22 protein-coding genes are annotated in these 24,058 nt (G+C 66.7%); 19 read left to right on the top strand and 3 right to left on the bottom strand.

The genetic code is table 11. The features are described 5' to 3' along the window. Window positions 1-69 precede the first annotated feature (69 nt). The 6 genes from lepA to recO all read left to right on the top strand — a co-directional run bounded on the left by lepA (window position 70) and on the right by recO (window position 5,795). A complete protein-coding gene (gene lepA / locus ACNR9O_RS12165; protein ID WP_473680162.1) occupies window positions 70-1,860 on the top strand; it encodes a translation elongation factor 4 in 1,791 nt (596 codons plus the stop codon). A gap of 104 nt (window positions 1,861-1,964) precedes the next feature. After that, window positions 1,965-2,876, top strand: coding sequence for a signal peptidase I (lepB, locus tag ACNR9O_RS12160; RefSeq protein WP_473680164.1), 912 nt, complete (start codon window positions 1,965-1,967; stop codon window positions 2,874-2,876). 148 nt (window positions 2,877-3,024) lie between these two features. Next, on the top strand, window positions 3,025-3,405 hold the full coding sequence (locus tag ACNR9O_RS12155; protein WP_473680166.1) for a DUF4845 domain-containing protein: 381 nt from the start codon (window positions 3,025-3,027) through the stop codon (window positions 3,403-3,405). Between the two features lie 7 nt (window positions 3,406-3,412). Continuing rightward, complete coding sequence (rnc, locus tag ACNR9O_RS12150) at window positions 3,413-4,069, top strand: ribonuclease III (RefSeq protein WP_473680168.1); 657 nt, start codon at window positions 3,413-3,415, stop codon at window positions 4,067-4,069. After that, window positions 4,066-5,007 carry a GTPase Era gene (gene era / locus ACNR9O_RS12145; RefSeq protein WP_473680170.1) on the top strand — a complete coding sequence of 314 codons (942 nt, stop codon included), beginning with the start codon at window positions 4,066-4,068 and terminating at the stop codon, window positions 5,005-5,007. The genes rnc and era overlap by 4 nt, the downstream gene beginning before the upstream one ends. Window positions 5,008-5,084: 77 nt before the next feature. After that, window positions 5,085-5,795, top strand: a complete 711-nt coding sequence (recO, locus tag ACNR9O_RS12140; protein WP_473680172.1) for a DNA repair protein RecO — start codon at window positions 5,085-5,087, stop codon at window positions 5,793-5,795. Between the two features lie 21 nt (window positions 5,796-5,816). On the opposite strand, the gene ACNR9O_RS12135 is transcribed toward recO, so the two are convergent. Next, window positions 5,817-6,557, bottom strand: coding sequence for a response regulator (locus ACNR9O_RS12135; RefSeq protein ID WP_473680174.1), 741 nt, complete (start codon window positions 6,555-6,557; stop codon window positions 5,817-5,819). A gap of 44 nt (window positions 6,558-6,601) precedes the next feature. Between ACNR9O_RS12135 and ACNR9O_RS12130 the strand changes: the two genes are divergently transcribed. The 9 genes from ACNR9O_RS12130 to ACNR9O_RS12090 all read left to right on the top strand — a co-directional run bounded on the left by ACNR9O_RS12130 (window position 6,602) and on the right by ACNR9O_RS12090 (window position 14,488). Next, window positions 6,602-8,623: a hypothetical protein gene (locus ACNR9O_RS12130; RefSeq protein ID WP_473680176.1), complete on the top strand. Its 2,022-nt coding sequence runs from the start codon at window positions 6,602-6,604 to the stop codon at window positions 8,621-8,623. A gap of 32 nt (window positions 8,624-8,655) precedes the next feature. Continuing rightward, window positions 8,656-9,270 (top strand): YdbL family probable chaperone protein, encoded by a 615-nt coding sequence (locus ACNR9O_RS12125; protein WP_473680178.1) that lies wholly within the window; start codon window positions 8,656-8,658, stop codon window positions 9,268-9,270. A gap of 74 nt (window positions 9,271-9,344) precedes the next feature. Then, complete coding sequence (rlmD, locus tag ACNR9O_RS12120; RefSeq protein WP_473680180.1) at window positions 9,345-10,658, top strand: 23S rRNA (uracil(1939)-C(5))-methyltransferase RlmD; 1,314 nt, start codon at window positions 9,345-9,347, stop codon at window positions 10,656-10,658. Between the two features lie 3 nt (window positions 10,659-10,661). Beyond that, entirely contained in the window at window positions 10,662-11,195 is a 534-nt protein-coding gene (locus tag ACNR9O_RS12115; protein ID WP_473680182.1) for a CYTH domain-containing protein, read from the top strand. Further along, window positions 11,189-12,205, top strand: coding sequence for a beta-N-acetylhexosaminidase (gene nagZ / locus ACNR9O_RS12110; RefSeq protein ID WP_473680184.1), 1,017 nt, complete (start codon window positions 11,189-11,191; stop codon window positions 12,203-12,205). Before ACNR9O_RS12115 ends, nagZ begins: the two co-directional genes overlap by 7 nt. Then, a complete protein-coding gene (locus tag ACNR9O_RS12105; protein WP_473680186.1) occupies window positions 12,202-12,765 on the top strand; it encodes a hypoxanthine-guanine phosphoribosyltransferase in 564 nt (187 codons plus the stop codon). Before nagZ ends, ACNR9O_RS12105 begins: the two co-directional genes overlap by 4 nt. Window positions 12,766-12,786: 21 nt before the next feature. After that, a complete protein-coding gene (locus ACNR9O_RS12100) occupies window positions 12,787-13,341 on the top strand; it encodes an NADPH-dependent FMN reductase (protein WP_473680188.1) in 555 nt (184 codons plus the stop codon). Window positions 13,342-13,378: 37 nt separating this feature from the next. Continuing rightward, window positions 13,379-14,122 (top strand): S-methyl-5'-thioinosine phosphorylase, encoded by a 744-nt coding sequence (locus tag ACNR9O_RS12095; protein WP_473680190.1) that lies wholly within the window; start codon window positions 13,379-13,381, stop codon window positions 14,120-14,122. A gap of 162 nt (window positions 14,123-14,284) precedes the next feature. Beyond that, window positions 14,285-14,488, top strand: coding sequence for a cold-shock protein (locus ACNR9O_RS12090; protein WP_114826723.1), 204 nt, complete (start codon window positions 14,285-14,287; stop codon window positions 14,486-14,488). Window positions 14,489-14,562: 74 nt separating this feature from the next. Here ACNR9O_RS12090 and ACNR9O_RS12085 read toward each other — a convergent pair whose 3' ends face one another. Further along, window positions 14,563-15,624, bottom strand: a complete 1,062-nt coding sequence (locus ACNR9O_RS12085) for a LacI family DNA-binding transcriptional regulator (protein WP_473680192.1) — start codon at window positions 15,622-15,624, stop codon at window positions 14,563-14,565. A gap of 382 nt (window positions 15,625-16,006) precedes the next feature. Between ACNR9O_RS12085 and glk the strand changes: the two genes are divergently transcribed. From glk to ACNR9O_RS12065, 4 genes are all read left to right on the top strand, one after another. After that, window positions 16,007-17,011, top strand: a complete 1,005-nt coding sequence (glk, locus tag ACNR9O_RS12080; protein WP_473680194.1) for a glucokinase — start codon at window positions 16,007-16,009, stop codon at window positions 17,009-17,011. Between the two features lie 143 nt (window positions 17,012-17,154). Further along, the gene (locus ACNR9O_RS12075) at window positions 17,155-20,172 is read left to right on the top strand and encodes a TonB-dependent receptor (protein ID WP_473680196.1); all 3,018 of its coding nucleotides are present in this window, start codon (window positions 17,155-17,157) and stop codon (window positions 20,170-20,172) included. A 95-nt stretch (window positions 20,173-20,267) separates the two neighbouring features. After that, on the top strand, window positions 20,268-21,296 hold the full coding sequence (locus tag ACNR9O_RS12070) for a glycosylasparaginase (RefSeq protein WP_473680198.1): 1,029 nt from the start codon (window positions 20,268-20,270) through the stop codon (window positions 21,294-21,296). After that, on the top strand, window positions 21,293-22,024 hold the full coding sequence (locus ACNR9O_RS12065; RefSeq protein ID WP_473680200.1) for a copper homeostasis protein CutC: 732 nt from the start codon (window positions 21,293-21,295) through the stop codon (window positions 22,022-22,024). The genes ACNR9O_RS12070 and ACNR9O_RS12065 overlap by 4 nt, the downstream gene beginning before the upstream one ends. A gap of 198 nt (window positions 22,025-22,222) precedes the next feature. On the opposite strand, the gene ACNR9O_RS12060 is transcribed toward ACNR9O_RS12065, so the two are convergent. Next, window positions 22,223-23,995 carry an ABC transporter transmembrane domain-containing protein gene (locus tag ACNR9O_RS12060; protein ID WP_473680202.1) on the bottom strand — a complete coding sequence of 591 codons (1,773 nt, stop codon included), beginning with the start codon at window positions 23,993-23,995 and terminating at the stop codon, window positions 22,223-22,225. Between the last annotated feature and the right edge of the window lie 63 nt (window positions 23,996-24,058).

The raw sequence follows: 24,058 nt of genomic DNA, 5'->3' as shown, positions 1-24,058 counted from the left end.
TCGTATCGCCATCCCGGCGATACGCTGCCTGCGCATCGCCGCAGGCGATGACCGCAGCCAGCGTGCTCCATGGAACTGATCCGCAATTTTTCCATCATCGCCCACATCGACCACGGCAAGTCGACGCTTGCCGACCGCATCATCCAGATCTGCGGTGGCCTGGCCGAGCGCGAAATGGAGGCCCAGGTGCTCGACAGCAACCCGATCGAGCGCGAGCGTGGCATTACCATCAAGGCCCAGTCCGTATCGCTGCCCTACAAGGCGCGCGACGGCAAGACCTATCAGCTGAATTTCATCGACACGCCCGGCCACGTCGACTTCTCCTATGAGGTGAGCCGCTCGCTCGCCGCCTGCGAAGGCGCGCTGCTGGTGGTGGACGCCGCCCAGGGCGTGGAGGCGCAGTCCGTCGCCAATTGCTACACGGCGGTGGAGATGGGCCTGGAAGTGGTGCCGGTGCTCAACAAGATCGACCTGCCGACCGCCGATCCGGAGAAGGTCAAGGGCGAGATCGAGGCAGTGATCGGCATCGATGCGACCGACGCCGTCGCGGTGAGCGCGAAGACCGGCCAGAACGTGGTGGAAGTGCTGGAAGCCATCGTCGCGCGCATTCCGCCGCCGAAGCCGCGCGGCACCGACCGCCTGCAGGCGCTGATCATCGACTCCTGGTTCGACAACTATCTCGGCGTGGTCTCGCTGGTGCGCGTGATGCAGGGCGAGATCCGCCCCGGCGAGAAGCTGCTGGTGATGTCCACCGGCCGCACGCACGAAGTGGGCGAAGTGGGCGTGTTCACGCCCAAGCGCAAGAAGCTGGACAAGCTCGCAGCGGGCGAAGTGGGCTGGATCACCGCGTCGATCAAGGACGTGCACGGCGCGCCGGTCGGCGACACGCTCACCCATGCCGGCAAGCCGGCCGAGAAGCCGCTTCCCGGTTTCCAGACCATGCAGCCGCGCGTGTTCGCCGGCCTGTTTCCGGTTTCCGCCGATGACTATCCCGCACTGCGCGAGGCGCTGGAAAAGCTGCGCCTCAACGATGCGGCGCTGTTCTTCGAGCCGGAGAGTTCCGAGGCGATGGGCTTCGGTTTCCGCTGCGGCTTCCTCGGCATGCTGCACATGGAGATCGTGCAGGAGCGCCTGGAGCGCGAATACGACCTGGACCTGGTCACCACCGCGCCTACCGTGGTCTACGAGATCCTCAAGAACGACGGCACCGTCATGCAGCTGGACAACCCGGCCAAGCTGCCGGCGTCGCCGCAGGTGGAGGAAATCCGCGAGCCGATCATCGTCGCCAACATCCTCACGCCGCCGGACTACATCGGCAACATCATCACGCTGTGCGAGGAGAAGCGCGGCGTTCAGCGCTCCATCCAGTATCTGGCTACCCAGGTACAGATCAGCTACGAGCTGCCGCTGGCCGAGGTGGTGCTGGACTTCTTCGACCGCCTGAAGTCGGTGTCGCGCGGCTACGCCTCGATGGACTACCACTTCGAGCGCTTCGATGCCGGCCCGTTCGTGCGCGTGGACGTGCTGATCAATGGCGACCGCGTCGATGCCCTGTCGTTGATCGTGCACCGCAGTCATGCCGACCGTCGCGGTCGCGACCTGGTCGAGCGCATGAAGGACCTGATCCCGCGCCAGCAGTTCGACGTGGCCATCCAGGCCGCGATCGGCGCGCAGGTCATCGCGCGCTCCACCGTGAAAGCTCTGCGCAAGAACGTTCTGGCCAAGTGTTATGGCGGTGACGTCAGCCGCAAGAAGAAGCTGCTGGAGAAGCAGAAGGAAGGCAAGAAGCGCATGAAGCAGGTGGGCCGCGTGGAGATCCCGCAGGAGGCCTTCCTTGCCGTGCTCAAGGTGGATAAATAAGGCGCGGATAGGCATGGAACGGACAGGGGGCTACCGCGAATCCGCCGGCGCGACCGGCCGGCTCACCCATCTCCCTCCGCGATACACGCTCTGAAGGAGCCCTCATGGATTTCGATTTTTCGGCGATTCTGCTTGGCCTCACCGTGCTGTTCGGTGTGATCTGGGGCCTGGACCGCCTGTTCTTCTACAAAGGCCGCAAGGCCAGGGCCGAGGCAGCCGGGCAGGAACCGCAGGATCCGATGCCGGTGGACTGGGCGCGCTCGCTGTTCCCGGTGGTGCTGGTGGTGCTGTTGCTGCGCTCGTTCGTGGCCGAGCCGTTTCGCATTCCTTCCGGCTCGATGATGCCGACCCTGGACGTGGGCGACTTCATCCTGGTCAACAAGTTTGCCTATGGCTTGCGCATGCCGGCCTTTAACAACAAGTTCGTCAGCCTGGGCGAGCCCAAGCGCGGCGACGTGGTGGTATTCCGCTTCCCCGGCTACCTGTGCGAAATGGATGGCAAACTGGTGCGCAGCGGGGACCAGACCTGCGCCAATCCGCAGGCACCGCTGCAGAGCCAGAACTGGATCAAGCGCGTGATCGGCCTGCCGGGTGACCGCATCGAGATGCATGGCGATCAGCTGATGATCAACGGCGAGCTGGTCGCCGCCGACGAAGTGGGCCCCTACATGGGCAACCCCAAGCGCGACGAAGACCGCCTGATGCTGGAAATGGGCGCCACGGTGTGGAACGAGCACCTGCGCACCGAAGACGGCGTTGCCGTGAACCACCTCACCGCGCGCATGCCTGCCTACAACCGCCCACCGCCGATTCCGAACGAGCGGGTGCCCTCGGTGGTGCCGCAGGGCTGCTACCTGGTGATGGGCGACAATCGCTACAACAGCACGGACAGCCGCTGGTGGGGCTGTCTGCCGGAGCAGAATCTGGCCGGCAAGGCGTTCCTGGTATGGCTGAGCTGGAAGGGGCCGGATGCGGGCTGGGTGGACTTCTCGCGCATGGGTAAGGTGATCCATTAAGCAAAGCGTGACGGCGGTCGGATCGGGCGGCGTGACGCCGGCCCGCCGCAGCGCCAAAATCCGCGGGCGCGATGCCGGGCGGCCGGCAACGTGGCACCATTCCACACATACGTTGCGGGACTGCCGTCACCGGCATAGCGAGGGGACTATGAAAGCGAAGCAATCGGGTATCACCCTGATCGGGTTTCTGTTGGTGCTGATGGTGGTGGCCTTCTTCGGCTACATGGCGATGAAGCTGGTGCCGGCCTATACCGAGTTCATGGGCGTGAACAAGGCGATGAACCAGGTGGCCAGCGCGGGCGTTGAAGGCAAGAGTCTGGACGACATCCGCCGCGACCTGATGTTCAAGATGGGCTTCCAGTACGTCGACGACGCCACCATCAAGCCCAAGGACATCACCATCACGCGCGCCAACAACGCCGCGCAGCTCAATGTGTCGTACGAGAAGCGCGTGCCGTTCATGTACAACATCGACTTCCTGCTGCACTTCCAGAAGAGCGTGCAACTGCAGGGCAACGTGGGTACTTGAGGTTTATTTGACCAAGCTGACTTACCGCTTCCGCGATCCGGCGCTGGCGCAACTGGCACTGACCCATCGCAGCGCCGGCAAGCCGAACAACGAGCGGCTGGAATTCCTCGGCGACGCACTGCTTGGCGTGGTGGTCGCCGAGCTGCTTTACGAAGCCCATCCCAATGCCAGCGAAGGCGAGCTGTCGCGTCTGCGCGCGCAGCTGGTGAACGGTCAGGCGCTGGCGCAGATTGCGCGCGAACTGGAATTGGGTGATGAGCTGAAGCTGGGCTCCGGCGAGTTGAAAAGCGGAGGCTTCCGGCGCGATTCGATCCTCGCCGATGCCTTCGAGGCGCTGATGGCGGCGGTCTATCTCGACAGCGATTTCGCGCATTGTCGCGAGACGGTGCGCGGCCTGTTCGCCGAGCGCGTCGCGGCTATCCCGCGCTCCTCAAAGGATGCCAAGACCCGCCTGCAGGAATGGCTGCAGGCGCGCGGCTGGCCGTTGCCGCACTACGAACTGAAAGACAGCTACGGCGAAGAGCACGCCAAGACATTCGATGTCTCCTGTGCGATCGCCGAGCCCTTGCCACTGAGCGCGGAAGGCCGAGGCGGTAGCCGGCGTGCCGCCGAACAGGATGCAGCCGAAGCCGTGCTGCGCCAACTGCAGGACACCCGATCATGAGCGACCACGACGAATTCGACACTCCCGCGCCTGCCGAGCTGCCGCACGAGGATTTCCGCTGCGGCGCGGTCGCGCTGCTGGGCCGCCCCAACGTGGGCAAGTCCACGCTGCTGAACGCGATGATCGGCTTCCGCCTGTCCATCGTCAGTCCGCGCCCGCAGACCACCCGCCACCGCATCCTCGGCATCGCCACCAGCGAGGCCGGGCAGATCCTGTACGTCGATACGCCAGGCCTGCATCGCGGTGCCAAGCGCGCGATGAATCGCAGCCTCAATCGCGCGGCGCGTTCGGCGATCAGCGAAGTCGACCTGGCCGTGCAGGTGATCGAAGCCGGCCGCTGGACCGACGAGGACCAGGCGCTGTACGACGCACTGGTCGAGCAGAAGATCCCGCGCTTGCTGGCGATCAACAAGGTCGATCTGAGCAAGGACAAGTCGGCCATGCTGCCGTTCGTCGCCAGCCTGATGGAGCAGCACAGTTTCGATGAGGTGTACTACGTCAGTGCGCTCAAGGAGAAAGGGCTGAAGGAGCTGGAGCAGGGCATCCTCAAGCGCCTGCCGGTGCGTGCGCCGATGTACGGCGAGGACGAGATCACCGATCGCAGCGAACGCTTCCTCGCCGCCGAGATGGTGCGCGAGCAGCTGATGCTGCGCCTCGACCAGGAGCTGCCGTACGCCACCACGGTGGAGATCGAACAGTTCAAGGATCGCGAGGACGGCGTTGCCGAAATCCACGCGGTGATCTGGGTGGAGCGCGATGGCCAGAAGGCCATCGTGATCGGCAATGGCGGCCAGCAACTCAAGGCCATCGGCAGCGCTGCGCGCCGCAAGATGGAGCATCTGTTCGAACGCAAGGTGTTCCTGCGCCTGTGGGTGAAAGTGCGGGAAGGCTGGGTGGACGACGAAAACATGCTCAAGAAATTCGGTTACACGGATTGATCGGAACGAGGGAACGAAAACATGCGGTAATCCTCGACGCCTGACGTCTCCCGGTTCCCGCTTCCCGTCTTCAAACCATGCAACTTCTCCAGCAGCCCGCCTACGTCCTGCATGCGCGGCCCTATCGGGAGACCTCGCTGCTGCTGGAATGCCTGACTCGCGATCACGGCCGGCTCGGCGTGGTCGCGCGCGGGGTGCGCCGGGAGAAGGCGCGTCTGCAGCGTTCTCAGCTGGAGCCATTTCTTCCGCTGGCGCTGGACTTGCTGCTGCGCGGCGAACTGGCCACCTTGCAGGCGGCCGAAAACGTAGGGCCGCCGCGGCGCCTTGGTGGTGACGCTGGTCTGGCCGGGCTCTATCTCAACGAACTGGTGGTGCGCCTCACCGGGCGTGAGGATCCGCATCCGGAACTGTTCGACGCCTATGCGCGCACACTGGCACGCCTGGCCGGCGGCGAAGCGCTGGCCTGGACTTTGCGACGATTTGAGCGTGACCTGCTCGATACGATCGGCTATGGCCTGCAGCTCGACATCGAAGGCGAGTCCGGCGAGCCGGTCGATCCGGCGCGGTACTACCGCTACCAGGTGGAACGGGGGCCGACCGCGTGCCGGCCGGACCTGCCGCATGCCTTGCGCGGAAGCGATCTGCTGGCGCTGGCCGCCGACACGTCGCCCGATGCCGCCGGCCTCGCCGCGCTGCGCGCGATGATGCGCGAGGTGATCCGTTTCCATCTGGGCGGCGCCGAATTGCGCGCCTGGCGTGTGCTGTCCGCGGCGCTGGCGCGCCGCTAGCCCAAGGCAGCGCGATACGTTTCAGACGCGGGCGCCGAGCGCCTCGATGGTTTCCAGCAAGGTGGCGCGGAACCGCTCGCCCTGCGCAGGCGGGATGACGCGGCCCTGGCGCAGCCGCTCTTGCAGCTGCACCACGCGCGCCGCCAGCGCGGTGGCGCCGCAGAAGCCGCACGATGCGCGCAGCTTGTGCAGGCGGTCGACGAAAGTGCTGTCCGCCAGCGCGGCGTCCAGCTCCTGATAGAGGCCGACCAGTTCGTCGCGCAGCAGCGCGCGCATGGCCTGCATGATCTGATCGCTGCCGGTGCTGGCCAGGCCCTGGGTATCGTCGAGCAAGGGCGCCGCGTCTGGTTCCACCAGCGCCACGATGCGGCGCAGGTCCGACAGGTCACAGGGCTTCTGCAGCACGTCGCTGAAGCCGCCGGAGAGCAGGCGCTGGCGTTCGAGCGCGTCCATTTCTGCGCTGGTCGCCACAGCCGTGCTTTCCGCGGAGGGTGCGGCCGGATCGCCGCGCAGTTCGGTCAGCACCTGTTGCGCGCCGGCGCCGGGCATGCGGCAGTCGAGCAGGAGCAAGTCATAGGCCTGCTGGCGGCCACGGGCGATGGCCGCCGTGCCGTCATCGCAGGCTTCCGCGTCCAGTCCCAGCGTGCGCATCGCTTCGACCAGGAAAAGCCGGCTGGCGGGGTCGTCGTCGGCGACCAGTACGCGCAGGGCGTGCCGGTCGGAAGGGACGGCGGGCGAGCCGTTGGACGGAGTGTTGAACATGACGAGTCCATGTCGTTCAGCAGGTTTTGGCAGAATGGCGCGACATGCGCTCAACATCAAGCCATCTTTTGTTCTATCTGTGCATCATGTTCGGTTTCGCCACGGCGCTTCCGGCGCGTGCCGATATCGTGCTTAACGCGCGGCTGGTGGCCATGCCGGGCCTGAAGCTGCAGGACGTGCAGGTGCGCGTCGGCGAGAATGGCCAGGGCGGCCTGACCCTGGCCCTGAAGGCGGGCAAGGCCGAGTTGCCCACCATCGGTTGGCGTCGCGTCGGCGTGGACATGCGTGGCGAGCTTTCGCGCGATCCGCATCTGCGCTGGCTGTTCGATGGCGACATGCGGCTGGCCGGCGCGCCCGGCGGCGCCTTGAGCGACGGCAAGGTCGCGATGGTGCTGGACGAGGCCGCCAACACGCTGCAGATCGACCTGAGCCAGGGCAAGTCGCTGGCCAGCGCCTTCATGCCGCTGGACCAGCCCACTCACGCGCAGATCAGCCTCAAGGGACTGCCGGCCGGATGGCTGCAGGGGCTGCTCGGCACGATGTGGTCCGGACGCACCACCGGCGGACGCCTCGACGCGGACCTGGCCCTGGATGTGCAGGACCGCGGCGTCCAGGCTTCCGGTCAGTTCGGTCTGGCCGATGTCGGCTTCGATTCGCCCTCGGGCACCCTCGCCGGGCAGCGCCTCAATGGCTCGGGCCGGCTCAACGTGGACACCACCAATGGGCCGGCGCGCATCGGCCTCGACGCCAGCTTGCGCGGCGGCGAGCTGCTGCTGGGGCCGATCTATGCGCGCCTGCCGGATCACCCGGTACAGCTGGGCCTGGATGCGAGCGCTCACAACGGCGCCTTGGATTTCAACCGGCTGCGCGTGGGTGACGCCGATGCGCTGCAGCTGGATGGCTCTCTGGCCTTCGATGCCAAGGGGGAACTGCAGAAGCTCAAGCTCGACCGTTTCCAGGCCAGCTTCCCTGCGGCCTACCAGCGCTACGGCCAGTCCTGGCTGGCCACGCTGGGTCTGCGCAACATGCGCATGTCCGGGCAGCTGACGGCGGCGCTGGACCTGGGCGCGGACGGGCTGCACAGCTTCTCCTTCGATACCGAAGGCATGGACCTGGCCGACAGTGAGGGCCGCCTGGCCGTGAGCGGCCTGCGCGGCGGGATGGACTGGGCCCTGCACGGCACCCGCCCGGCGACCGCCCTGAGCTGGCGCGGCGTACAGGTCTACCGGCTGACCAATGGTGCGGCGCAGACCTCGTGGCAGAGCCGCGAGGGCAGCCTGGGGCTGCAGAAGGCGGTGGACGTACCGCTGCTCAATGGCCGCCTGCACATCGCCGACCTCGACTGGCGGCCGGCCGCCGCCAGGGGCCGGCGCCTGTCCACCTCGCTGGTGCTCACCGGCGTCGACATGGCCGCTTTCAGCCGCGCGATGGGCTGGCCGGAATTCCCCGGCACGCTGGGCGGCGCGATTCCCGCGCTGCGCTGGGTAGACGACCGCTTCGAACTGGAGGGTGGCCTCTCGGTCAACGTGTTCGACGGCTTCGTCGATGTCACTCGCATGTCGCTGCAAGATCCATTCGGCACGAGTCCCGTGCTGGCCGGCGACATCACGCTGCGCCAGCTCGATCTTGGCGCGATGACCAGCGTCTTCGATATCGGCAGCATCACGGGCCGCATGGATGGCACCGTGCAGAATCTGCGTCTGGTCAACTGGAGCCCGGTGGCGTTCGATGCGCGTCTGCTCGCTGGCAGCGGCGGCCGCATCAGCCAGCGCGCGGTGAACAGCCTGGTCTCGGTGGGCGGCGGTGGTATCGCGGCCGGCCTGCAGGGTGCGATGCTGCGCCTGTTCAAGAACTTCAGCTACAAGCGCATCGGGCTCAACTGCGTGCTGCAGGGCACGGTATGTCGGATGGGTGGGCTCGATAGCGATGGCGATGGCTACACTATCGTCGAAGGCAGCGGCCTCCCGCGCTTGCAGGTCGTCGGCCACCAGACCCAGGTGGACTGGCCGACCCTGGTGCGCCGCCTCAAGGCGGCCATGGAAGGCGGTTCACCGGAAGTCCACTGAGAAGATCCCGACCACATCAAGGAGTGCCGATCATGCGCAAGCTCGCCTATTTCCTGCTGACTGCGTTGTTCGTCGCGCTGGTCGGCTGCGTCACCATCAACGTGTATTTCCCGGAGGCCGCCGCACAGAAGGCGGCCGACCAGTTCATCGGCACCGTGCTGGATAACGCCACTCCCGCGACCAAGCCAGGCGACGACAAGGAGACGCCGAAGCCGGCGCCGTCCAAGCCCGGCAAACAGCCGTCCGCGATGCTGCTGGACTTGCTGATTCCGGCCGCCTATGCGGCCGACACGCCGGACATCCGTATCCAGACCGCCACCACCGAGGCGATCCGCGCGCGCATGCAGCAGCGTTTCCAGGGTGGCCTGGGCGCGCTGTTCGACAGCGGCGCGGTGGGCTTCGGCAAGGATGGCCTGGTGGTGTTGCGCGACGCCTCCAAGGTGCCGCTGAACCAGCGTGCGGAGATCAGCGCCACCGTGGCCGATGAGAACCGCGATCGCAACGCGCTGTACCGCGAAGTGGCCAACGCCAACAGCCACCCGGAGTGGGAGGCGCAGATCCGTGCCACCTTCGCCAAGGGCTGGATCGAGCGGGCGCGGCCCGGCTGGTATTATCAGGACCCTTCGGGCGCCTGGAAGCAGAAGTAACCCCCAGCGCGCTTTTCTCCCTTTTCCACGCCGCCCGGACCCTGTATCCGGGCGTGCGCCTTTTGACGGGTCCCATGAAAGAATTCGAAGCCACCATCATCGATCTTAGTCACGACGGTCGCGGCGTGGCCCGCGTCGACGGCAAGGCCGTCTTCGTCTCCGATGCGCTGCCGGGCGAAGAGGTGCTGTTGCGCATCCGGCGCCGCCACCGCAACTTCGACGAGGCCGAGATGGTGGAGCTTCGCAGCCGCTCACCGCACCGGGTCGAGCCGCGCTGCCGCCATTACGGCCAGTGCAGCGGCTGCGCGCTGCAGCACCTGGATGCCGAATCCCAGATCGCCGCCAAGCAGCGCGTGCTGGCCGAGAATTTCGAACGCATCGGCAAGGTCACGCCGGCCACCTGGCTGCCGCCGCTCACCGACGAACCGTGGGGTTATCGCCGCAAGGGTCGCCTGTCGGTGCGCAACGTCGTAAAGAAAGGACGCGTGCTGGTCGGTTTCCGCGAGGAAGACAACCCGCGGTTCGTCGCCGACATCACGCAGTGCGAAGTGGTGCATCCTTCGCTGGGGCCGAAGATCGGCCTGCTGGGCGAGCTGGTCAGCGCGCTGGACGCCGCCGGCGAGATCGCGCAGATCGAATTCGCCGCGGGCGACGACACGCTGGCGCTGGTGTTCCGCCACCTCAAGCCGCTGAGCGAGGGTGACCTGGCCAAGCTCAAGGCCTTCGGCCAGGAGCACGCCTTCGCCATCTACCTCCAGCCGGGCGGCATCAGCAGCGTGCATCCGCTGTGGCCCGAGCAGCCGCGCCTGGCGTTCCGCATCCCCGCCGGTGGCGATGCGGCGGATGTCGAGCTGGAGTTCCGCCCGCTGGATTTCGTGCAGGTCAACGCCGGCATGAATCGCCGCATGATGGCGCGCGCGCTGGAGCTGCTCGATCCGCAGCCGACCGACCGCGTGCTCGACCTGTTCTGCGGCCTGGGCAATTTCACCTTGCCGATCGCGCGCCGCGTGGCCGAGGTGGTGGGCGTGGAAGGCGAACATGGCCTGGTCGAGCGCGCGGCCGAGAACGCGATGCGCAACGGCATCGCCAATGCGCGCTTCGAAGTGGCCAACCTGTTCGAGGACCAGCGCGCCGCCGCCTGGGCCCGTGAGCCCTGGGACAAGCTGCTGCTCGATCCGCCGCGTGCCGGCGCCGACAAGGTGCTGGAATACCTTCCGCACCGCCAGACCAGACGCATAGTCTACGTGTCCTGCCATCCCGGCTCGCTCGCGCGCGACGCCGGCATCCTGGTGCAGAAGCACGGCTTCCGCTTGAGCGCGGCCGGCGTGATGGACATGTTCCCGCATACCGCGCACGTCGAATCCATCGCGCTGTTCGAGCGCGACTGAGCCATGGGCGTAGAGATCGAACGCAAGTTCCTCCTGCGCGACGACAGCTGGCGCGCCCTCGCGCATCAGCGTGAGCGCATCGCGCAGGGCTACCTGGTCGGCGCCGAAGCGTTGCGCGCGGGGATGGCCCGCGCCTCGGTGCGCGCGCGCATCGCGGGCGAGCGCGCCTGGCTCAACATCAAGTCGGCGCAGCTGGGCATCGAGCGGGCGGAGTTCGAATACGCCATCCCGGTGGCCGACGCCGAAGCGATGCTGGCTGGCCTGTGCGACGGCGTGCTGGAGAAGTTTCGTTACCTTGTCACCGTCGACGGGGTAACGTTCGAGGTCGATGAGTTCCTCGGCGACAACGCCGGCCTGGTGGTCGCCGAAGTGGAGCTCGATGCGCCGGATGCGCCGTACCCGCGCCCCGCCTGGCTGGGCCGCGAGGTAAGCACGCTGGCACGCTATTACAACGTCAACCTGATCGAGCATCCGTATGCGCGCTGGAGCGCCGCCGAGCGGAATGCCGACGATGCGCAGGAGCAAGCCCCATGCTGATGATCGGCCTGGCCGGACTGGAATTGACGGATGCCGAACGCCGCCAGCTGGCGGCACCGGGAGTGTCGGGCGTGCTGTTGTTCGCGCGCAACTTCGCCTCGCGCGAGCAGGTAAGCGCGCTGATCGAATCGATCCGCGAGGCGGCGGGCGAGGACATCCTCGTCGCCGTCGACCAGGAAGGCGGTCCGGTGCAGCGCTTCCGCGAAGGCTTCACGCGTCTGCCGGCACTGGCCAAGGTGGGGGCGGTCTACGATCGCGATCCGCAGGAGGCCATCCGGCTCGCCGAGGAGCACGCCTGGGTGATGGCCAGCGAGATGCGCGCCATCGGCGTCGACTTCAGCTTTGCCCCCGTGGTGGATCTGGCGCGCGGCAATGCCGCGATCGGCCTGCGCGCATTCCACGCCGATCCGGCGGCTGCCGCCGAGCTGGGGCAGGCTTATGTGCGTGGCATGCACCTGGGCGGCATGGCCGCGGTGCTCAAGCACTTCCCCGGCCATGGTTCGGTGGCGGTGGATACGCACAAGGCAGCGGCAGTCGATCCGCGTCCGCTGGAGGAGATCCGCCGCAACGACCTGCATCCGTTCGCCGAATGCATCGAGGCGCGCGTCGAGGCGGTGATGATGGCCCACGTGGTGTATCCGGCCGTCGACCCGCAGCCGGCAGGCTTCTCCCGGGTATGGATCCAACGGATCCTGCGCGGCGAGCTTGGCTTCAACGGGGCGGTGATCAGCGACGACATCAGCATGGCCGCGGCTGGCGCCGCCGGAGGCGTGGCTGCGCGTGTGGCCGCGCACCTCGACGCCGGCTGCGATTTGGTGTTGGCTTGTTTCCCCGACGTGGTGGACGAGGCCATCGCCGCCGTGCAGGGCCGTGCCGCGACCGCGCCGGAACGTCTGGTCGCGCTGCGCGGCGCGCTGGGCGCCACCTGGGAAGGATTGACCGACAACCCGCAGCGCGACCGTTTCGTCGCGCGCATCACGGCGCTGGACGCCGAGGAAGGCAAGGCATGAGCACGACCGACGTTTCCGCCACCGTTCCCCCCTTGGCCGCGGCGCTGGCGAACGCCGACCTGCTGTTCGATCGCGCCACCCTGGAAGGCGTGATCGCCGACATGGGGCGTGGCATCGATGCAGCCCTGGCCGGCGAGCATCCTGTGTTCCTCACCGTCATGAACGGTGCGCTGATATTCGGCGGCCACCTGGCCCTGGCCATCCGCACCGACATGGAATTCGACTACGTGCACGCCACGCGTTACCGCGGCGCTACTTCCGGCAGCGAACTGCACTGGTTGCGCGAGCCTCAGGTATCGCTCGAGGATCGCGTCGTGCTGCTGGTCGACGACATCCTGGACGAAGGCCACACCCTCAAGGCCGTGCGCGACGACTGCCTGCGTCGCGGCGCCCGCCGGGTCCTGGTGGTCACGCTGTGCTGCAAGAAGCACGACCGTCTCGTCGAGGGCATCACCGCGGACTTCAACGGTGTCGAGCTGCCTGACCGCTACGTGTTCGGCTTCGGCATGGATTACTACGAGCAGGGGCGCAACCTCCCCGGCATCTATGCATTGCGTTGAGCAGCCGCGACGGGGGAACGCATGAACATTCTCGGCATCTCCGGCAGCCTGCGCGCCGCGTCGTTCAACACGGCGCTGCTGCACGCGGCGCAGGAACTGGCGCCGGCCGGCATGGACATCGCGATCCATCGCCTGCACGACCTGCCCCTGTTCGATCAGGACGTGGAAGAGCAGGGCGACCCGGCGCCGGTCAAGGCGCTCAAGGATGCGGTCGAGGCCGCCGACGGCCTGCTGTTCGCCTGTCCGGAATACAACGGCGGCATCAGCGGCGTGCTGAAGAATGCGATCGACTGGGTTTCGCGCGCGGGACGCGATCGTGAAGCCGCGCCGCTGGCCGGCAAGACAGTTTGCATTGTCGGCGCGAGCCCGGGTATCACCGGCACCGTACGCGCGCAGGATGCGTTGCGCCTGGTGCTGCGCCGCGCTGGCGCGCGCGCCGAACCGCAGGGAGAGGTGCTGGTGTTTCAGGCGCATACCAAAATCGAAGACGGCCGCCTGGCCGACGCGCGCACGCGCGACGCGCTGGCCCGGCACCTGCAAGGCTTCGCCGCCCGGCTCGCCGCATCGCGCGGCTGAGCGGACGTCCCCACCTACGAACGAAGGAAGACCCATCGTGACCATCGACCTGGCCGTCATCGGCGGCAGCGGCCTCTACAGCTTTCCCGGCCTCGAGAACACGGCGCGGCACAGCGTCGACACGCCGTTCGGCAAGACCTCGGCCGACGTGGTGATCGGCGACTTCGCCGGCAAGCGGGTGGCCTTCCTGGCCCGGCACGGCGAGAGCCACGGCGTGCCGCCGCACCGGGTCAACTACCGCGCCAACCTGTGGGCGCTGCATTCGCTGGGCGCGCGCACCGTGATCGGCGTGAACGCAGTCGGCGGCATCCGCGACGACATGGGGCCGCGCGTGATCGTGGTGCCCGACCAGGTCATCGATTACACCCATGGCCGGTACACGAGCTTCTGCGACGTCGAAGGCGCCGAGGTGCGGCATATCGACTTCAGTGAGCCCTATACGGAAGCATTGCGCCGCCGATTGATCGATGCGGCAGGCAAGGCGGGCGTCGCGGTGATCGATGGCGGCTGCTACGGCGCCACCCAGGGACCGCGACTGGAAACCCGCGCCGAGATCGCCCGCATGAAGCGCGACGGCTGCGACCTGGTCGGCATGACCGGCATGCCTGAGGCCGCCTTGGCGCGCGAGCTCGACCTCGCTTACGCCTGCCTTGCCTTGGTGGCGAATTTCGCCGCCGGCTGTGGCGACGAAGCGGAGATCAGCATTGACGAAATTTTCGCGCACCTTAAGGCAGCCACCGCGGAAGTGCCGCTTATTCTCGACGCGCTGCTCAAAAGCTGAGCATCTCTGCCCATCCCGCCCCGGCTATACGCTCCCGCATATTGCGCTTTCCTATGAAACATGTTGATACTTCCGCCCGTGCCAGGGGCGGCGAACCAAGGGGTCGTGGTGGTTCTGCAGGAAGCCATGGTGCATCCAATCCATGATTCAGAGGTTCACGCAATGCGTTTCGGTACGGTCAAGTGGTTCAACGACGCCAAGGGCTTTGGTTTCATCGCGCCCGAGGACGGTGGGGAGGACGTGTTCGTCCACTTTTCGGCGATCAACGCCAAGGGTTTCCGCAGTCTGCAGGAAGGCCAGCGCGTGAAGTTCGAAGTGACGACGGGCCCGAAGGGTGCCCAGGCTTCGGGCGTCGAAATCGCCTAATAAGCCGCGCCGGCGTTGCGTCGGCCACCGGTTGAAAAACGAAAAGCCTCGCATCGGAAGATGCGAGGCTTTTTCTATGCGGCGGAGGGCGAGGGCGCGCGGCGCTCCCTGCGGTCCGCGCGCGGCGGTGCGGTCGACCCGCGGATCACCAGCTCCGGCACGAAGCGCTCGCTGCCCGGCAGGCTTCCCTTCTGCAACTGCTCCAGCAGGCGCGATGCGGCATGCCGTCCGATCTCGAGGGTGGACTGGCTGGCTGTGGTAAGCGCGGGCCAGGCCTGGCGCGAGAACGGATTGTCTTCGAAGCCGGCGATGGACAGGTCCCACGGCACGTCCAGTCCGGCCGAGCGCGCTGCGGCCAGCGCGCCGGCGGCGATTTCGTCATTGCTGCCGAAGATCGCGGTGGGCGCGTCCTTGCCGGCCAGCAGCTTGCGCGCGCGGCGGAAGCCGTCCTCGAAGGTATAGGTGCCTTCCAGCACGAATTTCTTGCGTACGGGGATGCCGTGTTCTTTCATCGCATCCGCATAACCCTCATAGCGTTCGGGACTGGAACGGTAATGCGGGTCGCCCCACAGGAAGGCGATTTCGGTGTGGCCCAGCTGGATCAGGTACGCGGTGATCGCATAGGCCGCGCGATGGTCGTCCACGTAGACGCAGGGCGCGCCATCACGTGGATCGCCGCGCGCCGCGATGATCCGCGCATAGGCCACGTCCTGCGCTTTGAGCTTGGCCAGCAGCCGCGCGTTCTCCGACATCGGCGGTGTCAACACCAGTCCCGCGAGTCGCGCGTTCTTGGCCAGCAGAGACAGCTCATCCACCAGTCGCGGCGAGCGCGGGTCGCAGGGATAGATCAGCAGCTCGTAGCCGCGTTCGCGGCAGGCTGCCAGCACGCCGTTCTGCAGGCTGAGGATGTAATTGGCGTTGGGGTTGTCGTCGTAGACCAGGGCGATGGTGAACGAGCGGGTGCCGCGCAGGCTGCGTGCCGTGGCATCGGGACGGTAGTGCAGAGTCTCGATCGCCTTGCGCACCTTCTGCACGGTGTCGGCATGCACGGTCGGCTCGAGATTGATGACCCGCGATACCGTCATCGGCGATACGCCGGCGAGACTGGCGACGTCTTTGATGGTGGGCCTGCGCAACGCGACGCTCTCCCCTGGCGGCGGTGCTTCATCCTAGCCGAAGAAACGGCACGCGGAAGCGTTTTTATCATTCGCGAATAACGCGTGCGCGCGATCAGGCTTGAACAGGTAGCGTTACCAGCAATGCGGCGATGAAGAGAACGATGGGTTCGCCTTGCCGTCGAGAGGACGTTGAGCGGCAGCTTCGCCATGGCCGCCGGAGCCGCTATCTACTCCTTATATATAAGTCTGTTGGCGCGTCCCCTGCCCCGCGATGGACGCGTCGCACCCCTCCAATAGTTTCTTGCGGCAACCGTTGATAACGTTACCATGACCGTTTAGCATCGATCCGAGTGACAGGGGCACGACATCAGAATGTCCATCACGTGACTGGGGAGAGTCGATGCAAGATCGTGCGTGGGGAGCCGTGGCGGCATCGCCGCGGGTGATGCTGGCGGCGGATGTGGGGGGCACGCATGCGCGTGTGGGCCTGACGGCCGTGCCTGCCGCGGGCGCCGCGCCGCGGACTCTGGCCCACGCACGCTATCTCTGTGCCGACTGGCCTGGCCTGGCCGAGATCCTCGTCGACTTCGTGGCGCGCCACAGTGGCGGGCGAACCATCGACGCGGCTGCGCTCGCCGTAGCCGGCTACGTACGCGATGGCGAACTGGTAGCCGAGAACCTGCGCTGGCCGGTGCGCCTGGCCGAACTGCGCGACCGGCTCGGGCTTGCGCAGCTGAGCGTAGTCAATGACTTCGAAGCCCTGGCTTTCGCTACCCAGTACCTGAGCGAGTACGAAAGTCTCGCGGTGATCGAAGCGCCCATCGCGGCCGGCCCGGTCGCGGTGGTCGGCCCCGGTACCGGCCTGGGCTGCGCCTTGCTGCTGCCCGGCGACACCAGCGCGATCGTGCTGCCCAGCGAAGGCGGTCATGTCGCGCTGGCACCGGGCGACGAGCGCGAAATGGATCTGCTGCGGCTGCTCTCGCGTGGCCGCGATTACGTGCATACCGGCCATGTGCTATCCGGGCCGGGCCTGGTGAATCTCTACCGCGCGCTAGGCGAGCTGGACGGCTTGCCGGCAGTCCATGCGAAGCCCGAACAGATCAGCGCGGCCGCGTTGAGCGGCAACGATCCGCTGGCGCTGGAAACGCTGCGTGTGTTCTGCGCGATGCTCGGTGGTTTCGTCGGCGACCTGGCGGTGTTGTTCAAGGCGTCCGGCGGCGTCTATCTCGCCGGCGGGATCTTGCCGCAGCTGCGCGATTTCCTGCCTCGCAGCGAGTTCCGCGAGCGCTTCTTCAATAAAGGCGTGATGCGCGAATTTCTCGCGGGCATCCCCGTGCGCCTGATCGAGCACGGCCAGCTCGGCCTGCTCGGCGCGGCGGGGCTGCTGGCGCTCGAGTACGCATGAAGCAACGCAATGGTGCCGTCAGGCGCCATCCACGCAGAAGGACCGGTACCAATCCGGACGAGCGAGCGGCCAGGCGCCGAGACGGTGCAGGCGGATCGTTGGAGAGGGGCATGACAACACATCCATTGGCGAGGTGAGCAGACATGTGGGCAACGAAACAGTGCGGGCCTGAGCTGTCCCGCAAGGCATTGGCGGTCGTCCTGGGGTTGTCGCTGAGCGGTGCCGTATTCGCGCAGGCGACCACCGGCTCGATCTTCGGCACCGTGAGCGGCGACGCCGCCGGCACTACCGTGCTGGTGCAGGGCGACAATGGCGTGTCGCGCCGCATCCCTGTCGGCGCCGACGGTCGTTACCAGGCCGGTGCGCTGCCGGTGGGTGTGTACAAGGTGATGCTGGAGCGGCAGGGCGCGGTGGTGGCGACGCGCGAGCAGGTCTCGCTGCGCGTCAGCAGCGGCACCCAGATCGATTTCGCCGGCACGGGCGCGAGCGCCGGTGCCACCAACCTGCAGGGCGTGCAGGTGACCGCCAGCGCGTTGCCGCCGATCGACGTCAGCAGCGTGGATTCGCGCACGGTGATCACCGCGCAGCAACTCGACGCGCTGCCGCTGGCACGCACCGCCGAAGACATCGCGCTGCTCGCGCCGGGCACGGTCACCTCCGGCTCCAACTTCACCAGCCGTATCGGCGGCGGTGGCGACCTGGTCTCCTTCGGCGGCGCGTCCGGTGCGGAGAACGCGTACTACATCAACGGCTTCAACACGACCGATCCGTACAAGGGGCAGGGCGCGCTGCAACTGCCGTACGGCGCGATCGACCAGCAGGAAGTGCTCACCGGCGGCTATAGCTCGATGTATGGCCGCTCCGATGGCGGCGTGATCAGCCAGGTAGGCAAGAGCGGCACCAACGAATGGCATTTCGGCGCGCAGGCGCAGTGGACGCCGCGCTCGCTGATGTCCTCGCCGGACGACATCGTCTACGCGCGCAACCGTTATGCGGGCAAGCTGTACCAGTACCGCCAGGACGACAAGTCGTGGCGCACCACCTATAGCGCTTATGTCGGCGGCCCGCTGATCAAGGATCGCCTGTACTTCTTCGTCGCCGCCGAGGCGGACAAGGAGCAGGGCACGGAGACCTCCAAGAGCGACGCCAGCAGCCCCTCGCGCAACAACTACACCTACACCACGCCTAAGTGGTACGCCAAGCTCAACTGGAACATTACCGACAACCACCTGCTCGAACTCACCGGCATCCAGAGCGAGCAGCACGGTTCGGGCAGCAACTACGCGTTCGATTACACCACTCGCCGCGCCGGTGCGTTCCAGTCGTATTCCGACCGGACCAAGACCGGAGGCGATGCTTACATCGTCAAGTACACCGGCTATCTCACCGACAACATCACGTTGAGTGCGATGTACGGCAAGATGCGCCTGCACGATTACTCGGCGCCGGTCAGCTACGACCCGAACCTGCCGTACCTGCAGAACATCCAGGACCAGAACCTCGCGCTCACCGGTGGCCGGCCGATCGGCAACAGCCAATCCACCTTTTCGGTGCCGGCGCCGACGCAGGGTTCGCAGAACACCAATCTGCGCATCGATCTGGAATGGCGCCTGGGCGATCACAAGATCAACCTCGGCATCGACGACCAGACGCCGCGCACCATCGACCAGGGCAGCAACAGCCTGACCTGGACCTATGCGCACAACAACGACGCCACCGCGCCGGTCGATCCGGACAACGGCATCGGCGCGCCGGGCGGCAACGGCTACTACGTGATGAAGGAAGTGGTGACCGGTGCGGCGGGCGTGAAAACCGTGGAGCATGCGCAGTACATCGAAGACACCTGGCAGGTGAGCGATCGTTTCCTGCTCAACGTCGGCCTGCGCAACGATGCTTTCGCCAATTACAACAACAGCGGGCAGAAATTCACTTCGCAGAACCACAACTGGTCGCCGCGCCTGGGCTTCAGCTGGGATGTGTACGGCGACGCCAGCCTGAAGGTGTACGGCAACGCCGGCCGCTACTACCTGGCGATCAACAACAATACGGCCTATGACGGCGCCACCGGCTACGCCTGGAACCGCACCTACTACACCTACACCGGCATCGATGCCAACGGCATGCCCACCGGCCTGACGCCCTTCGGCTATTACGACGTCAACGGCCATACCGGCCAGGCGCCCGATCCGCGCACGGTGGCCTCCAAGAACCTGGGCGCGGAATACCAGGACGAGTTCATCCTGGGCGCCACCAAGGCGATCACGCCGGAGTGGATCGCCGGGGTGAAAGGCACCTTCCGCGTGCTGCGGCAGATCTCCGACGACGTGTGCGACAGCGCCAACCTGCTCATCGCCAAGACCAAGGCGATGTACAACCTCACCGACGACCAGATCACCGCCAACCGCGGCGCCTGCTACATCTTCAACCCGGGCAAGACCAACAACTTCGACGTGCTCACCACCCAGGGCTACCTGCGCGTGCCGATGAGCAACGCCGACTGGGGCTTCGCGCAGGGACCCAAGCGCAAGTACTACGCGCTGGAGATGTTCCTGGAACATCCGCTGGGCAAGGATGACTGGGGCGGCCGCGTGAGCTACGCGTACTCGCGCAGCTACGGCAACTCCGAGGGCCTGCTGCAGGTGTCGCGCGGCAACGATTCGGTGGGTGTGACGCAGGACTGGGACAACGCGTATGTGATGGACCGCGCCAACGGCGTGCTCGGCAACAACCGCACGCACCAGATCAAGGCCTACGGCGTTTACCGCATATCGCCGGAATGGATGGTCTCCGGCGTGGCCAACCTGGCCTCGGGCGGGCCGCATAACTGCCTGGGCTTCTTCGGCCCGGACCAGACCCAGCCCGACGGCTACGGCTCGTATTACCACTGGTGCAACGGCAAGCCATCGGTGCCCGGCTCGAAGGGTGACCTGCCGTGGACCTACCGCGTGGACCTCAACCTGACCTACCGCCCGGCCTTCGCGGACCACAAGCTGGCCTTCAACCTGAGCGTGTTCAATGTGCTCAATCAGCAGCGGCCGCTGGTGCTGTACACCCGCTACAACAGCACCAACACGCCGGACAAGCTCAACGACCTGTACGACACGGTGAAGGTGATGGAGTCGCCGCGCTACGTGCGCTTCGGCGTCAGCTACGACTTCTGATCCGCCCTTGCCCGCGGTCGGCCCATGCCGGCCGCGGGCGTTCGCCTGTACTCTCGGGCGAACGCCGTTCCCACCTACCTGCCAGGAGACGCCCGATGGCCGATCGCCGTCGCTTTCTCAAGACCGCCGCACTGGGCGTGACCGCCGCGGCGCTTTCCTCCCGCCTCGCGCCGGCGTGGGCCGAGGGCAAGAACGCCGCGCCGTCCGGCGGACGCAAGCCGCGCGTCATTTCCACCTGGGACTTCGGCGTGCCCGCCAATATCGCGGCCTGGGCCATCCTCGCCAAGGGCGGCCGTGCGCTGGACGCGGTAGAGGCCGGCGTGATGATCCCGGAAGCGGATCTGAAGAATCACAGCGTAGGCCGCGCGGGTTATCCCGACCGCGACGGCCACGTCAGCCTGGACGCCAGCATCATGGACGGCGATGGCAGCTGCGGCGCGGTCGCCGCGCTGGAAAACATCGCCCATCCCATCCAGGTCGCGCGCCGCGTCATGGAGCGCACCCCCCATGTGCTGCTGGTGGGCGAGGGCGCCCAGCAGTTCGCGCTCGAGCAGGGCTTCAAGAAAGAGAAGCTGCTGACGCCGGAGTCGGAAAAAGCCTGGCACGAGTGGTTGAAGACCGCCCATTACCAGCCCAGCGCCAACAGCGAGGTGCGCGATTACGGCAAGGGTGCGGGCGGCAAGGACAACCACGACACCATCGGCATGCTCGCCATCGACGCGCAAGGCCGGCTGGCCGGCGCATGCACCACCAGCGGCATGGCATGGAAGCTGCGTGGCCGCGTAGGCGACAGTCCGATCATCGGCGCGGGTCTGTACGTCGACGGCGATGTCGGCGGCGCCACCTCCACCGGCGTGGGCGAGGAAGTGATCCGCAACGCTGGCAGCTTTCTGGTGGTCGAGCTGATGCGGCAGGGACGCTCGCCGCAGCAGGCCTGCGAAGAGGCGGTGATGCGCATCGTCAAGAAGCGGCCGCAGGCATCGAAGGATCTGCAAGTCGGCTTTCTCGCCATCAATCGCGAAGGCGACATCGGTGCGTTCGCGATCCAATCCGGTTTCAGCTACGCGGTATGCGACGGCGCAAAGCAGGACGGTCTGTTCCCCTCCAAGAGCGTGTATGGATGAGTAGCCGCTATCTGCTCGAAGTGGCGGCCAACTCCGTAGCCTCCGCGCAGGCTGCGCAGGATGGCGGTGCCGGTCGCGTAGAGCTTTGCACTGGCCTCGAACTGGGCGGTCTCACGCCATCGGCGGCGTTGATCGCGATGGTGCGCGAACGCCTGCACATCCCGTTGTACGTGCTGGTGCGTCCGCGCGCCGGCGATTTTCTGTATAGCGATCTCGAATGCGAAACGATGCAGCGGGATATCGAAACCTGTGCCGCGTTGGGATGCGACGGCGTGGTGATCGGCGTGCTCGACGCCGAGGGACGCGTGGACAGCGAGCGCTGCAAGCCGCTGGTGCGCGCGGCCGGCGGCATGGGCGTGACCTTCCATCGTGCCTTCGATCTCACCGTCGATCCCGAACAGGCGCTGGAGGATGTGATCGCGCTCGGTTGCGAGCGCGTGCTCACTTCGGGCGCGCGAGCCAGTGCGATGGACGGCGCGCCGTTGATCCGGCGGCTGGTCGAACGGTCGGACGGATGCATCGTGGTGATGCCCGGTGCCGGCGTCACGCCGCAGAACATCGCCGCCCTGGCCGAAGCGACTGGTGCGACCGAGCTGCATGCGTCGGCCAAGCGATCGTTGCCGTCCGGCATGCGGCATCGTCGTCCGGAGCTGCATGACATGGAAGGCGGCGAAATCCGCAGCGACGTGGAGCAGGTGCGGGCGCTGATCGCAGCACTGCAGCTTTAGCGCCACCAGCTTTCTATCTATCCTCTTCGGGGGAGTGCTGGGGTGTGTGGGGCTTAAGGAGCGTAGAAGCGAGAGCCCGGCAGCTCACGCGAAGAAGGCACGGAGATGTGCCTGGCTCCGATGAGCGAGGAAAGCACAGCACGTGCCTGAGCTTTCCCCGCGTACTTCCCCGAGAAGAGAAAGGTTCGAACCCGGCGGCTACGCGACAAACTGCAACCGCGCCAGTTCTGCATACAGCCCGCCCTCGGCCAGCAAGCTCTCGTGCGTTCCTTGCGCCACGATCCGCCCGCCGTCCATCACGACAATGCGGTCGGCGCGTTGTACGGTCGCCAGGCGATGGGCGATGACCAGGGTAGTGCGGCCCTTTTCCAGCCGCTCCAGCGCCTGCTGGATCGCCGCCTCCGACTGCGCGTCGAGCGCCGAGGTCGCTTCGTCAAGCAGCAGCAGCGGCGCATCGCGCAGGATCGCGCGGGCAATGGCTACGCGCTGGCGCTGGCCGCCGGAGAGGCGGACGCCGCGTTCGCCCAGTTCAGCGCCGTAGCCGCCGTCCAGGGCGCCGATGAATTCGTGCGCTTCGGCCGCGCGCGCGGCGTCGTGCACTTCGTCATCGCTGGCATCCTGGCGGCCGAAGCGGATGTTGTCCGCCGCGGTGCCACTGAAGATCACGGTCTCCTGTGGCACTAGCGCGATGGCGCCGCGCAGGTCGGGCAGTGCCAGCGTGCGCAGGTCGATGCCGTCGAGCGTGATGCGGCCGCGCTGCGGATCGTAGAAACGCAATAGCAGCGCGAACACGGTGCTCTTGCCGGCACCGGAGGGTCCGACCAGGGCGACCGTCTCGCCCGGTTCGATGCGCAGGTCGAAATCGTGCAGCGCGGGAGCATCGGGGCGTGTCGGGTAGTGGAAGGCGACATTCTCGAAGCGCAGCGCGCCGCTCACCGGCTTGGGCAGCGGCGCAGGCTGGGACGGGCTCGCCACGTCGGCGCGTTCGGCGAACAGTTCGCCGATGCGTTCCATCGCGCCGGCTGCGCGCAGCACGTCGCCCCACACTTCGGACAGGCCCGCGACCGAGCCGGCGGCGAAGATCGCGTAAAGCACGAACTGGCTGAGCAGACCTGGCGTGAGATGGCCCGCCAGCACGTCGCGCGCGCCGATCCACAGCACCAGCGTGATCGCGCCGAACATCAGCACGATGACCGCCGCGGTGAGCAGGGAACGGGTGCCGATGCGCTTGCGCGCGGTGGCCAGCGCGCGGGTGATGGCGCTGCCGTAGCGCGTGCTCTCGATGTCCTCGCGCGCATACGCCTTCACGGCGGGGGCGGCGTTGAGCGTCTCGTTGGCGATCGCGGCCGCGTCGGCCAGGCGGTCCTGGCTGGCGCGCGAGAGCTTCCGCACGCGGCGGCCGAACACGAGGATCGGCAGCATCATCGCGGGAATCACCAGCGCGGTGAAACCAGCCAGGCGCGGAATGGTCCAGACCATGGCCACCACTGCGCCGATCAGTGTGACCGTACTGCGCAGTGCCACCGAGATGCCCGAACCGATCAGCGCCTGCACCACTTCGGTGTCGGTGCCCAGGCGGGAAATCAGCTCGCCCACGCGGCTGCGCTCAAAAAAGCCGACGTCCAGACGGATCACGTGTGCATACAGCTTGGCGCGCATCGAGGCCAGCGCCCGCTCGCCCAGCAGCGTGATGCAGAAATAGCGCGCGGCGGTGGAAGCGGCCAGCACCAGCGCCACGCCGAACAGGCCGAGGAAGGTGAGGTTGATGGTCGCCGCGCTGGCGGCGCCGAAACCCTGGTCGATCATGTGCCGTACTGCCATCGGCAGCACCAGGGTGGAACCGGAAGAGATGGCCAGGAAGATCAGCCAGCCGATCGCCAGGGCGCGATGCGGTTTCAGGAAAGGCCAGAGCTGGCGCAGCGCACCGAGGCGGCGCTTGGGAGAGGATTCGTTCGCCTGGGGTGAGCTCATGAGGTTCGCCGCGGTCGGGACCCGTGGGACATTGGGGTCTAAACCGGCGATTCAATCACATGG

Source organism: Dyella sp. CR10 (assembly GCF_055814425.1).
This window is presented reverse-complemented; position numbering and strand designations above follow the sequence as displayed.

What these genes read in the sequence shown, in the direction of transcription:
- ACNR9O_RS12065 (WP_473680200.1), top strand. Translation starts at nt 21,293, where the DNA reads ATGAGTAGCCGCTATCTGCTCGAAGTGGCGGCCAACTCCGTAGCCTCC.
- recO (WP_473680172.1), top strand. Translation starts at nt 5,085, where the DNA reads ATGCAACTTCTCCAGCAGCCCGCCTACGTCCTGCATGCGCGGCCCTAT.
- ACNR9O_RS12060 (WP_473680202.1), bottom strand. Translation starts at nt 23,995, where the DNA reads ATGAGCTCACCCCAGGCGAACGAATCCTCTCCCAAGCGCCGCCTCGGT.
- ACNR9O_RS12135 (WP_473680174.1), bottom strand. Translation starts at nt 6,557, where the DNA reads ATGTTCAACACTCCGTCCAACGGCTCGCCCGCCGTCCCTTCCGACCGG.
- ACNR9O_RS12115 (WP_473680182.1), top strand. Translation starts at nt 10,662, where the DNA reads ATGGGCGTAGAGATCGAACGCAAGTTCCTCCTGCGCGACGACAGCTGG.
- ACNR9O_RS12075 (WP_473680196.1), top strand. Translation starts at nt 17,155, where the DNA reads ATGTGGGCAACGAAACAGTGCGGGCCTGAGCTGTCCCGCAAGGCATTG.
- lepA (WP_473680162.1), top strand. Translation starts at nt 70, where the DNA reads ATGGAACTGATCCGCAATTTTTCCATCATCGCCCACATCGACCACGGC.
- era (WP_473680170.1), top strand. Translation starts at nt 4,066, where the DNA reads ATGAGCGACCACGACGAATTCGACACTCCCGCGCCTGCCGAGCTGCCG.
- ACNR9O_RS12125 (WP_473680178.1), top strand. Translation starts at nt 8,656, where the DNA reads ATGCGCAAGCTCGCCTATTTCCTGCTGACTGCGTTGTTCGTCGCGCTG.
- ACNR9O_RS12105 (WP_473680186.1), top strand. Translation starts at nt 12,202, where the DNA reads ATGAGCACGACCGACGTTTCCGCCACCGTTCCCCCCTTGGCCGCGGCG.
- lepB (WP_473680164.1), top strand. Translation starts at nt 1,965, where the DNA reads ATGGATTTCGATTTTTCGGCGATTCTGCTTGGCCTCACCGTGCTGTTC.
- ACNR9O_RS12070 (WP_473680198.1), top strand. Translation starts at nt 20,268, where the DNA reads ATGGCCGATCGCCGTCGCTTTCTCAAGACCGCCGCACTGGGCGTGACC.
- rlmD (WP_473680180.1), top strand. Translation starts at nt 9,345, where the DNA reads ATGAAAGAATTCGAAGCCACCATCATCGATCTTAGTCACGACGGTCGC.
- glk (WP_473680194.1), top strand. Translation starts at nt 16,007, where the DNA reads ATGCAAGATCGTGCGTGGGGAGCCGTGGCGGCATCGCCGCGGGTGATG.
- ACNR9O_RS12090 (WP_114826723.1), top strand. Translation starts at nt 14,285, where the DNA reads ATGCGTTTCGGTACGGTCAAGTGGTTCAACGACGCCAAGGGCTTTGGT.
- ACNR9O_RS12155 (WP_473680166.1), top strand. Translation starts at nt 3,025, where the DNA reads ATGAAAGCGAAGCAATCGGGTATCACCCTGATCGGGTTTCTGTTGGTG.
- ACNR9O_RS12130 (WP_473680176.1), top strand. Translation starts at nt 6,602, where the DNA reads ATGCGCTCAACATCAAGCCATCTTTTGTTCTATCTGTGCATCATGTTC.
- ACNR9O_RS12100 (WP_473680188.1), top strand. Translation starts at nt 12,787, where the DNA reads ATGAACATTCTCGGCATCTCCGGCAGCCTGCGCGCCGCGTCGTTCAAC.
- nagZ (WP_473680184.1), top strand. Translation starts at nt 11,189, where the DNA reads ATGCTGATGATCGGCCTGGCCGGACTGGAATTGACGGATGCCGAACGC.